This is a genomic window from Anoxybacteroides rupiense (genome assembly GCF_014196195.1).
In the GTDB taxonomy this organism is placed as follows: Bacteria; Bacillota; Bacilli; order Bacillales; family Anoxybacillaceae; genus Anoxybacteroides; species Anoxybacteroides rupiense.
The window spans coordinates 351,148-367,755 of sequence record NZ_JACIDF010000001.1 but is presented as its reverse complement, the minus strand read 5'-3'; the positions used below and the strand labels follow the sequence as shown (position 1 = coordinate 367,755).

14 protein-coding genes are annotated in these 16,608 nt (G+C 42.4%); 12 read left to right on the top strand and 2 right to left on the bottom strand.

Annotated features, from left to right (window positions below; genetic code table 11):
- Positions 1-2 precede the first annotated feature (2 nt).
- The 11 genes from GGQ95_RS01665 to GGQ95_RS18550 all read left to right on the top strand — a co-directional run bounded on the left by GGQ95_RS01665 (position 3) and on the right by GGQ95_RS18550 (position 13,393).
- Positions 3-869, top strand: coding sequence for a 2-oxoacid:ferredoxin oxidoreductase subunit beta (locus tag GGQ95_RS01665; protein WP_066147329.1), 867 nt, complete (start codon positions 3-5; stop codon positions 867-869).
- Positions 870-1,052: 183 nt separating this feature from the next.
- Entirely contained in the window at positions 1,053-2,624 is a 1,572-nt protein-coding gene (miaB, locus tag GGQ95_RS01660) for a tRNA (N6-isopentenyl adenosine(37)-C2)-methylthiotransferase MiaB (RefSeq protein ID WP_066147330.1), read from the top strand.
- 1 nt (position 2,625) lies between these two features.
- A complete protein-coding gene (locus GGQ95_RS01655; RefSeq protein WP_066147332.1) occupies positions 2,626-3,054 on the top strand; it encodes a YlbF/YmcA family competence regulator in 429 nt (142 codons plus the stop codon).
- A gap of 340 nt (positions 3,055-3,394) precedes the next feature.
- Positions 3,395-3,937: an outer spore coat protein CotE gene (locus GGQ95_RS01650; RefSeq protein WP_044746063.1), complete on the top strand. Its 543-nt coding sequence runs from the start codon at positions 3,395-3,397 to the stop codon at positions 3,935-3,937.
- An 83-nt stretch (positions 3,938-4,020) separates the two neighbouring features.
- Positions 4,021-6,585 (top strand): DNA mismatch repair protein MutS, encoded by a 2,565-nt coding sequence (mutS, locus tag GGQ95_RS01645; protein WP_183186264.1) that lies wholly within the window; start codon positions 4,021-4,023, stop codon positions 6,583-6,585.
- Positions 6,586-6,598: 13 nt separating this feature from the next.
- Positions 6,599-8,446 (top strand): DNA mismatch repair endonuclease MutL, encoded by a 1,848-nt coding sequence (gene mutL / locus GGQ95_RS01640; protein ID WP_183186263.1) that lies wholly within the window; start codon positions 6,599-6,601, stop codon positions 8,444-8,446.
- 178 nt (positions 8,447-8,624) lie between these two features.
- Positions 8,625-9,485, top strand: coding sequence for a MurR/RpiR family transcriptional regulator (locus GGQ95_RS01635; RefSeq protein ID WP_221211956.1), 861 nt, complete (start codon positions 8,625-8,627; stop codon positions 9,483-9,485).
- A gap of 78 nt (positions 9,486-9,563) precedes the next feature.
- On the top strand, positions 9,564-10,961 hold the full coding sequence (locus tag GGQ95_RS01630; RefSeq protein WP_183186262.1) for a PTS transporter subunit EIIC: 1,398 nt from the start codon (positions 9,564-9,566) through the stop codon (positions 10,959-10,961).
- A 157-nt stretch (positions 10,962-11,118) separates the two neighbouring features.
- A complete protein-coding gene (locus GGQ95_RS01625) occupies positions 11,119-12,192 on the top strand; it encodes a DUF871 domain-containing protein (RefSeq protein WP_066147343.1) in 1,074 nt (357 codons plus the stop codon).
- Positions 12,193-12,250: 58 nt separating this feature from the next.
- Entirely contained in the window at positions 12,251-13,150 is a 900-nt protein-coding gene (murQ, locus tag GGQ95_RS01620) for an N-acetylmuramic acid 6-phosphate etherase (RefSeq protein WP_066147345.1), read from the top strand.
- 108 nt (positions 13,151-13,258) lie between these two features.
- Positions 13,259-13,393 carry a hypothetical protein gene (locus GGQ95_RS18550; protein ID WP_255357494.1) on the top strand — a complete coding sequence of 45 codons (135 nt, stop codon included), beginning with the start codon at positions 13,259-13,261 and terminating at the stop codon, positions 13,391-13,393.
- Between the two features lie 24 nt (positions 13,394-13,417).
- Here the strand turns inward: GGQ95_RS18550 and GGQ95_RS01615 are convergent, their stop codons facing one another.
- Together GGQ95_RS01615 and GGQ95_RS01610 are read right to left on the bottom strand one after the other, a co-directional pair.
- Positions 13,418-14,095, bottom strand: a complete 678-nt coding sequence (locus GGQ95_RS01615; RefSeq protein ID WP_066147347.1) for a cupin domain-containing protein — start codon at positions 14,093-14,095, stop codon at positions 13,418-13,420.
- Between the two features lie 12 nt (positions 14,096-14,107).
- A complete protein-coding gene (locus GGQ95_RS01610; RefSeq protein WP_066147350.1) occupies positions 14,108-14,758 on the bottom strand; it encodes a cupin domain-containing protein in 651 nt (216 codons plus the stop codon).
- 681 nt (positions 14,759-15,439) lie between these two features.
- On the opposite strand from GGQ95_RS01610, the gene GGQ95_RS01605 reads away from it, so the two are divergent.
- Entirely contained in the window at positions 15,440-16,162 is a 723-nt protein-coding gene (locus GGQ95_RS01605) for a CAP domain-containing protein (RefSeq protein WP_066147352.1), read from the top strand.
- The last annotated feature ends 446 nt before the right edge of the window (positions 16,163-16,608 follow it).

Below are 16,608 nucleotides of genomic sequence, written 5' to 3'. Positions count from 1 at the left end.
TCATGGCGACATTTAAGGACTTTCGTAATGATGTGAAACCGAACTGGTGTCCAGGATGTGGCGATTTCTCTGTGCAAGCGGCGATTCAGCGTGCTGCAGCCAACGTTGGCCTAGAGCCGCACCAATTGGCTGTTATTTCCGGAATTGGCTGTTCGGGACGGATTTCTGGCTATATTCATTCCTATGGCTTCCATGGCATTCATGGACGGGCGCTGCCAATCGCTCAAGGCGTCAAAATGGCCAATCGCGATTTAACCGTAATTGCAGCTGGAGGAGATGGTGACGGCTTTGCGATCGGTATGGGACATACGATTCATGCCATCCGGCGCAATATCGATATTACGTACATTGTGATGGATAACCAAATTTATGGGTTAACGAAAGGTCAAACATCGCCGCGGAGCGATGTAGGCTTTAAAACAAAAAGCACGCCGCAAGGTTCAGTTGAGCCTGCTTTATCCATCATGGAAATGGCGCTAAGTGCAGGAGCTACATTTGTTGCCCAGAGCTTTTCCAGCGATTTGAAGGAATTGACTCACTTAATCGAGGAAGCGATTAAACATAAAGGCTTCTCCTTAATTAACGTATTCAGCCCGTGCGTGACCTACAATAAAGTCAACACATATGACTGGTTTAAAGAGCATTTAACGAATTTAAGCACAATTGACGAATATGACCCATCTGACCGTACAATGGCTATGCAAACATTAATGAAACATAAAGGCTTGGTAACAGGTCTTATTTATCAAAATAAAGAACAAAAATCGTATCAAGATTTAATTCATGGTTATAGCGAAACACCGCTTGTCCATGCAAACCTTCAATTGAGCAGAGAAAAATTCGATGAATTAGTGGCTGAGTTTATGTAACGAATCATAAGCTCCTAGACGGGCGGTTGCCTGTTTAGGAGTTTTTTGTTACTATAAATAGTCTGGCATGTGGCCAGACAAGAAAATAGGAAAGGTTGCATCACGCTATTGTTTAACTTTGCGACAAATTATATACTATGATAGTGTGTAATATGGCACAGATAGAGTAGAAAGGAGATCGTTATGAACGAAAAACAACGTCTTGAGCAAACCAATCATATTCAAACGGCAGATCATCCAACGGACAAAAAATCCGCTTTGGATGAATTGAAGAAAAAAACAAGCAAGGATTATGAAAAATATTTTTCTACTGTTTTTATTCCGCCAAGCTTAAAAGAGGCCAAAAGACGCGGAAAAGAAGAAGTGAAGTATCATGAAGATTTTGCGATTCCGGAAGAGTTTCGCGGCATGGGGAATGGTCGTAAGTTTTACATTCGCACATACGGCTGTCAAATGAATGAGCATGATACAGAAGTGATGGCCGGTATTTTTATGGCGCTTGGATACGAAGCGACAGACCGTCCAGAAGATGCTAATGTCATTTTATTAAATACATGTGCGATTCGCGAAAATGCTGAAAATAAGGTGTTTGGAGAAATCGGCCATTTAAAGCCGTTAAAGCAAAACAATCCTGATTTGCTTCTCGGTGTATGTGGCTGTATGTCACAGGAAGAGTCGGTCGTTAATAAAATTTTAAAGCAATACCAATATGTTGATATGATTTTCGGCACACATAATATTCATCGTTTGCCTCATATTTTGCATGAAGCGTATATGTCAAAAGAAATGGTTGTAGAAGTATGGTCCAAAGAAGGGGACGTAATTGAAAACCTGCCGAAAGTACGCAAAGGAAATATTAAGGCATGGGTCAATATTATGTATGGCTGCGATAAGTTTTGTACGTACTGCATCGTCCCATATACGCGCGGAAAAGAGCGCAGCCGCCGTCCAGCCGATATTATTCAGGAAGTGCGCCATCTGGCAGCGCAAGGGTATAAAGAGATCACACTGCTTGGCCAAAACGTCAATGCTTACGGGAAAGACTTTACGGACATGAAGTACGGCCTTGGCGATTTAATGGATGAGCTTCGCAAAATCGATATCGCTCGTATTCGCTTTACGACGAGCCATCCGCGCGATTTTGATGACCATCTAATCGAGGTGCTCGCGAAAGGCGGCAATTTAGTGGAACATATTCATTTGCCTGTGCAATCTGGAAGTTCGGCTGTGCTAAAAATGATGGCCCGCAAATATACAAGAGAGCAATATTTAGAGCTTGTGCGCAAAATTAAAGCAGCCATTCCGGATGTAGCGTTGACAACAGATATTATCGTTGGCTTCCCGAATGAAACCGATGAACAGTTTGAGGAAACGTTATCTCTATATCGTGAAGTTGAATTTGACTCCGCCTATACGTTTATTTATTCACCTCGCGAAGGTACACCGGCCGCTAAAATGCAGGACAATGTGCCGATGGAAGTGAAAAAAGAGCGCTTGCAGCGTTTGAATACTCTCGTCAATGAAATTTCTGCGAAGAAATTGAAGGAATATGAAGGGCAGGTTGTCGAAGTATTAGTAGAAGGTGAAAGCAAAAATAACCCTGATGTCCTTGCAGGTTATACCCGCAAAAATAAGCTTGTCAACTTTAAAGGTCCAAAATCAGCAATTGGCCAGCTTGTCAAAGTGCGGATTACCAAGGCCAAAACATGGACATTAGATGGTGAAATGGTAGAAGAAGCGATTGAGGTGAAATAGGATGGCGAAATATACAAGAGACGACATTTTAGCTCAGGCGAAAGAGTTAGCGAAAATGATCGCCGAGACAGAAGAAGTTGATTTTTTCAAGCGCGCGGAAGAAAAAATTAACCAAAACGAAAAAGTGCGCACGATGATTCAGCAAATGAAATCGTTGCAAAAGCAGGCTGTCAACCTTCGTCATTATGGCAAGCATGAAGCGTTAAAAAAAGTAGAGGCAGAGATTGATGACATTTACGAACAGCTTTCTCAAATTCCGATTGTTGATGAGTTTCAGCAATCCCAACTGGAAGTGAATGATCTCCTTCAGCTAGTCGCTTCTACCATTTCTAAAACAGTGGCTGATGAAATTATTACTTCCACTGGTGGCGATTTGCTCAGCGGAGAGACAGGAGCGCAAATGAGAAATCGTAGCTACGGCTGCCATTAAGCAAAAAGGAGACTCTAAAATGAACCGAACTCCAATCGTTTTGTCTAACTTTGGGGGGTTCAGTTCAAAAAGAGTCTCTTTTTTCTATATAGTGAGAGAAAGACACCATGCTTATCGTACTCTATGTGTCGAAATCGGCTCCTCGCTCTGTTCATTTTTATATAAATATTGGAATATTTGTAATTAAATAAGTAAGTTATTGTAATTTGAAAAAATAGGCACATATTCGAGCAACCCCGCATACAATGAACTATACGGATTTATTGATAACTTTATGTGCACATTAGGCGCAAAGATGCATAGGATGAATTGAAGATTTATTTGAGGAGGGTTTGCTCGTATGTCTGAATACAGAGAAATTATTACAAAATCAGTCGTCGGAAAAGGGCGCAAATTTTCACAGTCGACACATACGCTTGCTGCGCCAAATCATCCGTCAAGTATTTTAGGATGCTGGATTATTAACCATCGCTATGAAGCAAAGAAAAACGGCCGAACCATTGAAATTCATGGACGCTATGACATTAATGTGTGGTATTCGTATCATAACAACACAAAAACAGAGGTAGTGAATGAAACAGTTTCTTATACAGATATTGTAAAATTAAAATATCGCAATGACGATGAAGTGATCAGTGATGATAGCGACATCATTGTTCGTGTGGTCCAGCAGCCGAATTGCTTAGAATGCACGATTTCTGCCAATGGCAACAAGATTGTAGTGCAGGCGGAAAGAGAATTTGTGGCAGAGGTGATCGGAGAAACAAAAGTATGGGTGGCGATTCATCCAGATGGCTATGGCAGTGAAGAAGATTTTGATTATGATGTAGATGATGAATTAGAAGACTTAACCCCAGATGTTCTAATTGGGGATGACGAGTAAGCTAGGAAAGCGATTTTCCTAGTTTTTTCTTTTATCCCTTGTTATAATAAAAAGCGTGAAATCGTAACGGTTGGAGGAGAGCAATGGCTACATACACACCGATGATACAGCAATACTTACAGATCAAGGCACAATATCCAGATGCCTTTTTATTTTTTCGTTTAGGGGATTTTTATGAAATGTTTTTTGAGGATGCGGTGAAGGCGGCTCAAGAATTAGAGATCACGCTGACAAGCCGCGACGGTGGAGCAGAAGAACGGATTCCAATGTGCGGTGTCCCCTATCATTCGGCGCAAGGATATATCGAGCAACTCATTGAAAAAGGTTATAAAGTTGCCATTTGCGAACAAGTGGAAGATCCGAAGACAGCTAAAGGAGTCGTTCGCCGCGAGGTCGTTCAGTTAATTACGCCGGGAACGGTGATGGAAGGAAAGCGGCTGCTTGAGAAAGAGAACAATTATTTGGCAACTGTATCGGCTTTTCAAGATGGAACATACGGATTGGCTTATATGGATTTATCGACAGGAGAAAACAGAGTGACACTGCTTTACTCGTGGGAAGAGGTGATGAATGAGCTCTATGCGATTGGTGCGAAGGAAATCGTTATTTCACCAGATTTTCCAGAAACGTTGCGCCAGTTATTGAAAGAGCGTTACGATATGACCGTGTCTGAGGAAGAAAACACGGTACTCCCAGAAACATTTTTTACCGTTGCGGCAGTTTTGGAGCAGGACAAGCTAAAAATGACGTTTGCCCGGCTCGTCCATTATATTGTGCGGACACAAAAACGGAGTTTGGATCATTTGCAGCCGGCTCAAGTCTATCAAGTCGATCAATACATGAAAATGGATGTGTATTCGAAGCGCAATCTAGAGCTGACGGAAACGATTCGGTCAAAAGGGCGCAAAGGCTCACTGCTCTGGCTTTTGGACGAAACAGTGACAGCCATGGGCGGCCGTTTATTAAAGCAGTGGCTTGATCGTCCTTTGTTGGATCGCGAAGTGATTGAATGGCGATTTAGCATTGTGGAAACATTGCTTCAGCAATATTTTGAACGCCAAGAACTGCGCACGCTGCTGCGCGAGGTTTATGACTTAGAGCGGCTTGCTGGACGTGTCGCCTATGGCAATGTCAACGCTCGTGACTTTGTTCAGCTCAAAAAATCATTGCAGCAAATTCCTGCTTTAAAGGAAGTGGTTCAACGTTTAAACCATCAAGAGGCGGAGCAGCTGGCTGAACGTCTTGACCCTTGCTTTGAGCTTGTGGAGCTGTTGGAGCGAGCGATTCAGGAGCAGCCGCCGCTATCGGTTAAGGAAGGGAATATCATTAAAGACGGTTATAACGAAACATTGGATCGCTTTCGAGATGCCAGCCGCAATGGCAAGACATGGATTGCCCAGCTGGAAAGCAAAGAGCGCGAGATCACGGGCATTAAGTCGCTGAAAATCGGCTATAATCGCGTGTTCGGATACTATATCGAAGTGACGAAGGCCAACCTTCATTTACTGCCGGAAGGACGTTATGAACGAAAGCAAACGCTAGCCAATGCAGAGCGGTTTGTCACTCAGGAATTAAAGGAGAAAGAAGCGCTCATTTTAGAAGCGGAAGAAAAAAGCATGGAGTTAGAATATGAGCTATTTGTACAAATTCGGGAACAGGTTAAACAGTTTATTCCTCGCTTGCAAATGCTGGCCAAAATGATCAGCCAGCTTGATGTGCTGCAGTCGTTTGCTACAGTAAGTGAAGAGCGTCATTATGTAAGGCCGCGCTTTTCTCATGAGCGTGAGCTATGGATTCAGGCTGGACGCCATCCTGTCGTCGAAAAGGTGCTAGGATCACAAACGTACGTTCCAAACGATTGTATGATGAATCGTGAGCGTGAGCTTTTGCTTATTACAGGGCCTAATATGTCGGGGAAAAGCACCTACATGCGTCAAGTGGCGCTCACAGCGATTATGGCGCAAATCGGTTGTTTTGTACCCGCGGATCAAGCGGTGTTGCCGATTTTTGATCAAGTATTTACCCGAATCGGAGCGGCTGATGACCTTGTATCTGGGCAAAGTACGTTTATGGTTGAAATGTTAGAAGCACGTAACGCGATTGTCCATGCAACGCAAAACAGCTTAATTTTATTTGACGAAATCGGGCGGGGCACTTCCACTTATGATGGCATGGCATTGGCACAGGCGATTATCGAGTATGTTCATCATAAAATTGGGGCGAAAACCCTGTTTAGTACACATTATCACGAATTGACGGTATTAGAACAAGCGCTTCCACGATTAAAAAATGTCCATGTTAGAGCCATTGAAGAGGATGGAAAAGTCGTATTTCTTCACAAAATCGAAGACGGCCCAGCTGATCAAAGCTATGGCATTCACGTCGCGGAATTAGCAGAACTTCCAGCCGAATTAATTCAGCGTGCAAAAGAAATTTTAGCGGAGCTAGAGCAGCCGGGACAAGAAAAAACAAAACCATTTGAGCAATTAAGTTTATTTGCTGAAGAAGCGCCAGCGAAATCAAAGGATGTATCGTTGTCTAAAAAAGAAAAAGAAGTAATTCGTTTGCTTGAATCGTTGAATTTACTAGATATGACGCCGCTTCAAGCGCTTAATCAATTATATGAGATACAAAAAATGCTTAGATAGCGAGGGATAAGTCATGGGAAAAATTCGCAAGCTCGATGATCATCTTTCCAATAAAATTGCTGCCGGCGAAGTGGTAGAACGCCCCGCTTCTGTCGTCAAGGAGCTTGTTGAAAATGCGTTGGATGCCAACAGCACAGTAATTGAAATTGATTTAGAGGAAGCTGGGCTTGCGAAAATCCGTCTCATTGACAACGGAGATGGCATGGAAGAGGAAGATTGTTTGCTTGCTTTTGAACGCCATGCGACAAGCAAAATTAAAGATGAGCATGATTTATTTCGCATTCGCACACTCGGTTTTCGCGGCGAGGCGCTTCCAAGTATCGCTTCCGTATCGGAGGTGGAGATGAAAACAAGCACAGGTAGTGGACCAGGGACGCTCATTATGCTTAAAGGGGGCCAGCTTGTCAAACATGAGCGCACAAATAGCCGCAAAGGAACGGAAATTACTGTATCGCATTTGTTTTTCAATACACCGGCACGATTAAAATATATGAAAACCATTCATACAGAGCTTGGACATATCACGGATATTGTGAATCGTCTGGCGCTGGCTCATCCTGATGTTTCGTTTCGCTTGCGCCATCATGATAAGCAATTGCTTTATACGAGCGGAAATGGCGATGTCCGTCACGTGCTCGCCGCCATTTATGGAATGGATATAGCGAAAAAAATGATTTCCATTCAGGCGGAATCATTAGATTTTACTGTGAAAGGCTACATTTCGTTACCGGAAGTGACGCGCGCTTCGCGGAACTATATCTCCTTGATTGTGAATGGGCGATATGTGCGCAATATTCCATTAATGAAAGCCATTGAGTCAGGATACCATACATTGCTGCCGATCGGCCGCTATCCCATTGTTTTGCTTGCGATTGAGATGGATCCCATGTTAGTGGATGTGAATGTGCATCCTGCCAAACTGGAGGTGCGCTTTAGTAAAGAGGCTGAATTAAATCAATTGGTGGAATCCGCGATTCGCCAAGCCTTCCAATCGCGAACGCTGATTCCAGAAGTGATCGTGAAGCGGCCGGAAAAACCAAGAAATGAGCAAGCTTCTTTTGTATTTCAGCATACGGTTGACAAAACGGCGGAAGCACCTGCCGAAACGAGTGGTCAAGAAGAGACGCGCCGTGAATGGTCAACCGTTCGCGAGGAAGCGCCGTCCATCGAACGTTCAAAGGCTGCATGGATAGAAGAGAACCAAAGGGATATAGAGAAGCCTATGGAATCAGCAGCGGACATGCCGGTGGAAGGTAGTGTAAAAGAGCAGTCTGTCGAAAGAATTCCGCCTCTTTATCCGATCGGCCAGCTGCATGGAACTTATATTTTAGCGCAAAACGAGAATGGTTTATATTTAATTGATCAGCACGCTGCTCAAGAACGAATTAAGTACGAATATTTTCGTGAAAAGGTGGCGCATGTAACAAATGAGGTGCAAACATTGCTTGTGCCGCTCACGTTACAATATGCCGCTAATGAATATGTATTAATCGAGGCACATCGAGAAGAATTAGCAAGCTGCGGGATCTTTCTTGAGCCGTTTGGCCACCATACCTTTATAGTGCGTGAGCATCCCGCTTGGTTTCCGAAAGGAAAAGAAACAGAAATTATTGAAGAGATGATTCAGCAAGTGCTCGCCATGAAAAAAGTGGATCTTAAACAATTGCGCGAGGAAGCGGCCATCCTTATGAGCTGCAAACAGTCGATTAAAGCGAATCAGCATTTGCGCGATGAAGAAATGTTCGCGCTGCTGGAAGCGTTGCGCAAAACAACGGATCCATTCACTTGTCCGCACGGAAGGCCCATCATGATTCATTTTTCTACCTATGAACTTGAAAAAATGTTTAAGCGCGTTATGTAACCCCATCCGCGCAGCTTCCTTATCATGGGAGCTGCGCTTTTTGTTTGGCGTTTGATCACATGGAACATGCGATCTTGTGGAAGATAGGTGGAATGAAATAAAAATTCAGAGAAACCATGGAATGTTGCAATAAAGTTTCAGATGCGGAGTATACATAGTGTGAAGGGAGGAAAACAAATTGAAAGGAGGCTTCATTAGTATTCAGGAGGCGCTTGATTCGTTAAAGCCAGCAGAACGAAAGGCAGCTGAGTATATTTTAACGCATGCTGAGGAGGTGGTTCATCTTTCAATCCAAAAGCTGTCAGAGCAAGCGAATGTGAGTGAAGCTACGATTATTCGTTTGGCACGAACGTTGAATTGTAAGGGCTTTCGTGAACTAAAGCTAAAAATTGCTGTCGATTTGGCCAAACAAAATGAGCCAAGCGGATCATCTTACCAAGAAATCCCGATTGATGGTTCAATGGCCTCTATCATCGCTTCTGTGTCGAACAACAATATTCAATCCATTCAAGATACATTGTCAGTTTTATCGATAGATGCTGTAGAAAAAGCCGTTCATGCTTTAAGCAGAGCGCGTAAAATTGCTGTATATGGCATAGGGGCTTCAGCGGTGATCGTTCAAGATTTAAAGCAAAAGCTAACAAGGATCAATCGCTGGTGTGAAGCTGCATTTGACTATGATACACAAGGAATGATGAGCGCTAATTTGACCGAAGCGGACGTTGCCTTTGGCATTTCTTATTCTGGACAAACGGAAGGGATTATTGAAGCATTAGCATTAGCGAAAGCAAACGGAGCCACTGTTATTTCTTTAACAAAATTTGGAGTGAATCCAGTGTCTGAGCTGGCTGATATTTCGCTATATATAAGCTCATTAGAAAAAAGCATCCGCAGCGGAGCTATGAGTTCAAGAATTTCTCAGCTTAACGTGGTTGATATTCTCTATGTCGGCATTGTCAGCCGAGCTTATGAAGAAAGCATTGCCGCGCTAGACCGAACGCGGGAAGCGGTCAAACGATTGAAGCGAAGCGATCAATAACTGCGCATTCACAAACGCCAATTTCTCTTTTTGACGGGTTGTTCTTGGTTTAGGCATGAAGAACAAGGAGGAAAAATAATGGAGAAATATGAACGGCTGGCAAAGGAAATTGTCGAAAAGCTTAGCGGCTATCAAAACATTGATCGTCTGTCTCATTGCATGACACGATTAAGAATCACGCTTGTGGATCACAGTAAAGTGGATATCGATGGATTGAAAAACATTGATGGTGTACTTGGTGTAGTTGAGCAAGAAACACTGCAAATTATTTTAGGACCAGGAATTGTGACAAAGGTGGCCGAGGAAATCGCCAAACAAAGTGGAACAGATATTCAATCATTGAATGCCAATGAATGGGCTCATCTTGCCGAACAGACAAAAGCCGACTTAAAGCTAAAAAACGCAACGCCATTTAAGCTGTTTTTGCGAAAAATCTCAAGCATTTTCATTCCGCTGATTCCAGCAATTGTTGCTTCAGGTTTAATCGCTGGAATCACGAATGTCTTTATTCGCGCAGGAGCCGATCCAGATTCAGCCATCATCTCGATTTTAAATTTTATCGGCTGGGGGCTCTTTAGCTATCTTGGCATTTTTGTCGGTATAAATACGGCGAGAGAGTTTGGCGGAACTCCTGCTCTTGGCGGTATTGCCGGCATTTTAATTATTAATCCGGCGCTTGCGGATCTCACGCTTTTTGGCGAAAAGCTGGTGCCTGGACGCGGAGGATTAATCGGGGTGATGCTTGCAGCTGTTTTCATGGCTTGGATAGAAAAGAAAATTCGTCGCTTTGTCCCTACCTCTATCGATATGATTGTAACACCGACTATTTCTGTCCTCATCACGGGGATCGCTACTCTCATCGTTCTTCAGCCTGTTGGAGGTTGGATTTCCGATTTGATTACGAAAGGATTAGTCAGTTTAATTGACGCTGGTGGCATTTTATCAGGAATCATTCTGGCTGGAACATTCCTTCCTTTAGTCGTTACCGGTCTTCATCAAGGGCTGACGCCTGTGCATATGGAGCTGATTCAATCCATCGGCGACGATCCTTTGTTGCCGATATTGGCCATGGGGGGTGCCGGTCAGGTAGGAGCTGCATTTGCGATTTATTTTAAAACAAAGAATGCTCAGCTTCGCAAAATTATTAAAGGGGGACTTCCTGTCGGCATTTTAGGAATTGGCGAACCGCTTATTTTTGGCGTTACATTACCTTTAGGAAGACCGTTTGTTACCGCTTGTTTAGGTGCAGCGGTAGGAGGCGCTTTTCAAGCTTATTTTCATGTAGCAACGATTGCTATCGGCGTATCTGGTTTGCCATTGGCCTTTTTAGTTCATGCCCAGCAAATCGTCTATTATCTCATCGGTTTGTTGATTGCTTATTTATTCGGCTTTATTTTTACTTATTTATTTGGATTTAATGAGGCCATGACAAGGGATCTTGGAAAAAGCGGACAGACGAATGCAACACTTAACTAATCATAAGTTCCGCTGATGAAGGAACCTCTCCTTTATTCCGTTTAGCCAATAGAAATTTTAACGAAGCAGATTCAAAGCGGTCTCCAATGCTGAAGCAGTGCGATCAGGAAATTCGCCCATTTTGAGACCGCTTGTATCGTTTAGAAGAGGTGGAAGCATGCTTGGGATTTCTGTATATTTAGGCAATGATCCACGTCATATGGAACCGCTTGTGGCGAAGGCCCAATCCTATCAACTCCAATCCATTTTTACTTCGCTTCATATTCCTGAAGATGATCCAGCTGTGTATAGAGAGCGGTTAAAGCGACTAGGGATGCTCGCCAAACAATATAATATGTTATTATTTGTTGATGTATCTTCTCAATCGTTGGCATATTTGAACATGGATCAGCCAACAGAGCTTGTTGCATGGGGCGTGACAGGGCTTCGCTTAGATGATGGTTACAATGATCAAGAAATCGTAGAATGGTCAAAGCAAATGAAAATTGGCTTAAATGCTAGCACGGTCAATGAAGACATGCTGAAGAGATGGATCGGCTTAGGGTTAAACATTCAAAATGTTGAGGCTTGGCACAATTTTTATCCAAGGCCGGAAACGGGCCTTGATGTTCGTTTTTTCGTTGCGCGCAATCAAATGTTTCAGCAATACGGTATTGCGACAACAGCATTTATTCCTGGCGATCATAAGCTGAGAGGCCCCCTATATGCAGGACTGCCGACATTGGAGAAGCACCGGAAGCAAGCACCACATCTTGCGTGTGCCGAACTGTTATTTCAATATCATGTCGATCACGTATTGATTGGTGATATTTCGGCTAAAGACTGCACATTATCGTTACTGGCATCGTTAGCCGAAAAAATCGTTCCACTTAGATGTGTGATGAAGAATCAAGACGATGAAAACCTGCGTTTGCTTGTTGAAGGCACTCATACGAATCGGTTAGATCTGGCCAGGGATGTGATTCGATCGCAAGAGTCTAGACTTTATGCACAAAAGAATGGCATGAAGATTATGCCGTCATCTGTGATCAGTCGCACAAAAGGCTCTGTTACGATTGACAATGATTTATACAACAGATATGCAGGCGAGCTGCAAATTACGAAACGAAGCTTGCCGAAGGATGCGAGAGTCAATGTAGTAGCAAAGGTGGTAGATGAAGATATTCCGCTTCTAGAATGCATTGGTCCAGGTCAAAAGTTTCGCATAATCGTACAGTCATCAGTTTCATGAATATGGATGTGTTTATTTAACATGATGAAAGGGTTGGATCAGAAAGGAAGATGGCATCATGAACCTTCGGCAAATTGACACAGAAAAAAGAAACGTCCATACGCTGGATATCGATACGTTATCTAGTCTAGAGATTATAAGACAAATGAATAAAGAAGACCAATCTGTTCCAAAAGCTGTGGAGCGGGTTTTGCCTGTCATTGCGGAAGTGATCGATCGGGTCGTCGCAGCATTCGGTAGCGGCGGACGCCTTATCTATGTCGGGGCCGGTACAAGCGGGCGTTTAGGAGTGCTGGATGCATCAGAATGTCCACCGACTTATGGTGTTCCAAAGGAGCAGGTAATCGGTGTGATTGCTGGAGGCGAAAAAGCTTTGCAGTCTGCTTTGGAAGGAGCAGAAGATAACATTGAGCAGGCTATAGAAGATATGAAGCAAATTCATGTCAATCAAAAGGATGTCGTCATTGGAATTGCCGCCAGCGGAAGAACTCCTTATACATTGGCAGCGATGAAATATGCCAAATCTGTCGAAGCTACGGTGGCGGCTATCACTTGCACGAAAAATTCGGAAATGGAGAAGATAGCGGATTATCCAATTGTCGTTTTAACAGGTCCAGAGGTAGTAGCAGGATCGACAAGACTGAAAGCGGGTACCGCACAAAAGCTTGTTTTAAATATGATTACGACCGCTGCCATGATTCGCAGCGGTAAAGTATACAGCAACCTCATGGTCGATGTCGTTCCAACGAATGAAAAACTGTTGATGCGGGCTAAGAATATGATTATCGAAATCGCCGATGTAAGCGAAGAAGAGGCAGAGCAAGCACTCAAAACGTATCAATCTGCCAAAGCGGCGATTTTAGCGCTGATGACCGGTTTGACGGGTGAAGAAGTATTTCATGTGCTTCGCCGTCATAACGGTCATTTGCGCAGCGCGATTCAATCGCAGCTGAAATGAAAACGCTGATCGTATCATTACTCTCTCCTGCCGATAGAAAGGCGGGAGTTTTTTATTAAAAATGAAACGAATGAGGCTTTGAAAGAAACGTCAAGGATGTTTCACTCATTGGAGCAGGAGTCGGCTTGCTTTTTAGGAGTGGACGGCAAGAATTCGGACCGCTTGCTATATCAAAAACGCAAATATGAAAAAGATACGTTTCTGTATGATCCATTTAAAATGATGATTTATTCAATAGGATGAAAAGACTTCTGATACGTTGTTATTTTAGAAGCGAATTTCCTTGTCATTGATCTGGATGGATATTTCTTGCTCGCTCCATTGTTTTTGTTTCGCCTTCCTTGGAACGAAGCGGTCTCGACTGGAAGAAAGACTATCTTTGTTTAACGAATGGCTTTCCGAAGGAGGACCGATAACGACGGATTCTTTAATTGGTGAAAGAGCATCGGCGATTTGATTGACATCAAGCCCGTAAGCCAGCTTGAAAACTTCAGGTGGCGTGAGACGTAGCGTATCGGAGCCTTCTGCTGTTTCGAATTGATCATTGTTAAAAAAGAGATGAAGATGTACTTTTTCTGATGCTGGCCTGATCCAATGCCACCAAGCCATTGGAATAAAGACAATTTGACCCGCCTTCGCTTTATAATGATGGAGCTTATTTGTATCAGGATCGACAATCGAAATCAGTGCTTCGCCGGAAACAACTACATCCAGTTCCCACGCATTCGGATGCCAATGCGGTTCGCGAATATGTCCCTTTGTGAGATAGAGATCGACAAAAGCTCCTCCTACCATTGCTGGTATTTGTGTCGAGGTGACCTCATAGGCAATATTTTCATCATCTCGTTGAAAAAAGATGTTATCTCTTGAGTCGAAAAAAAGATTGGGAGTGCCACTTGTTTTTTTGATATTTGTGTTGTTGGGAACAAATCCGGATTTTCTCATAAACGATTCCTCCTATTGTCGAGAAGAGCCATTTTCTCTTAAGTACGACGGATATTGGGGAATATAAGAGATTGGCTGATGCTGGTACGGCTGCTGGTAAGGATAGGGATGAGATTGGTTTGCTGTCCCACGATGGCAATTTTTATATGGGCCGATATAGGTGGATGGTTGAACAGGTGCAATGGTCTGTTTCCATTGATTTTCGTCCATACAATAGGTATGGGCCATCATATAGGAAGGAGTAAGTTTTAGAATGTCGGAACCGAGAATCACTTCTGGAGTGGATGCATTAAAAATAGCGAGAAGATGAGTGCGGTCTACTGTAGCGATTTCATAATGCCACCATCCTTGAGGAATGTTGACCACCTGTCCGGGAGTAATCGAGTAGCTAAGAACTTTTTTTGTAAATGGATTCAGCATGGAAATGGTGACAGCGCCAGAAATGCAATAAACTAATTCGGCTGCGTTTTGATGATAGTGCGGTTCTACTACATGATCGGTGCTGAGAAAAATATCAAGAAGCGAAATATTTTCTAATGTATTTAATTGCTTGATGCCTAGCACATTAATATAATTGTTTTGGTCCAATTTAAACAATGGACTTTGGTTGACATCAAAGGCGTATTGAGCAGATGGAGACGTATAATCAACTGATGAAGTCATAATAGTGATTCCCCTCTTTGATTTGGTGTTCAGACTGTATAGGCATGTTATGCAGCCGTAGCTTGTTTGGTGTGCTTTGATGGCTGCTCGTTTTTGAAAAGTTGGTGGAATAAACACAAGAAGCTCGCTCTTAGATCATGAAAAATGAAAAGGAATATCTCAAGTAAGATACTCGTGTGCGAGATCCAATCCGTTAACTGATTGTCCATGCTATATACAGATGAATGGTATCTGTAAAAATTCACGGGTAGAAGTGAAGCTTTATCTGATTACATACGAATGTGAGGATCGAGTGATATCGGTCGCCGCTGCCTATCATGCTCAATGAACCCCTATATTTTACCAGTAAGAAAATTGTAAAATAAAAGGGATCGTTGTAATAAGCGTGTAAAAAATGTTAACGAACATCTTCTTCAAAAATATTGTCAAGACTTATTTTTACGGAAAATAATAAAAAGTGATTATGAATTAGGTATAGAAGGTTTTCATAGGAATGAAAGATATTTTTTTGAAACTCCTGTTGTTTCATGAACGATCCAAGATTTTTTTAATGAAAACATAGGTTTTTTTTGGAAAATAAAGCTGGAGATTTTTAGTTACCTTATTTATCCATAAATATTACAAAAAGTCCATGTTATCATGAAGATGCACGCAAGAGATGAGATTGAAGGAGGAGAAACGATGAATAAAAAAATCGTACTTTCACTTGCTGCATCTTTAGCGATTGCAGGAGTAACGTTTACGGCGAAGACGGAGGCGGCTGGGATGACTCCATGTCCAGCAGCTAACGGGAAAGAAGTTAAATATACTGTTCAAGTATCCAACTTTCAAGAAATTGAAAAATGGCTTCAAGGGAAAATTCCATTCACCTTATATAAAACAGAGAAGACAAAAGTGAATGCACCACAGCAGACAACTGTTAAAAAACCAGCCGCTTCTGGGCAAAATACTTCTGCAACTCCGTCGACACAAAATCAAAATACCAAGTCGACACAAAATCAAAATACTAAAACGACGGAAACGGGATTAAAGGCATATGAACAACAAGTAGTCGATTTAACCAATAAAGAGCGAGCAAAATATGGGCTACCGCCTTTACAAGTGGATTTAGCACTAAGCAAAGTGGCACGTGAAAAATCAAGAGATATGGCAGTCAATAATTATTTTTCACATACTAGCCCAACATATGGTTCTCCATTTGATATGATGAAAAAATTCGGTATCTCTTATACAGCAGCTGGGGAAAATATTGCGAAAGGTCAGCGTACCCCTCAGGAAGTTGTAACAGCTTGGATGAACAGTGAAGGGCATCGTGCCAATATTTTAAATAAAAATTACACTCATATCGGTGTCGGCTTTGAAGAAAATGGATATATCTGGACACAGCAATTTATCAAAAAATAAGGTGTGTGGATACGTCCTTAATAAAGAGCAGTATGATTCTTCATTTCTTTGCCGTACGTAGCCGGCAAGTCATATATTCATTGCACCCAGTGCCTATTCGAGGCACTGGGTATTTTTGTGTGTGCAATTTTCTAAACTAAGAAAAGTGGTAGTGAGCTGAATGAGGGACAACAGGGTAGATTATGTATTTTTTACTGAGAGAAATTGGATAGGAAACAACGAACATTAGGCGTTTATCTTCTATGTGGAAGAAGACAATTTTATGGAATTTACTTGGATTAGAGTGAGATAAAAACAATGATATTTTTAATAAAGATGAATGATGTGCAGTTTTTGATATCGAACGGTTTTCAACCCATTCGTTTTTAAAATTTAAAAAACAAATGGACTCACCAGTCAATTTTCTATATAATGGTATTGACTAACCAGTCAATCTGTGCAAAGCC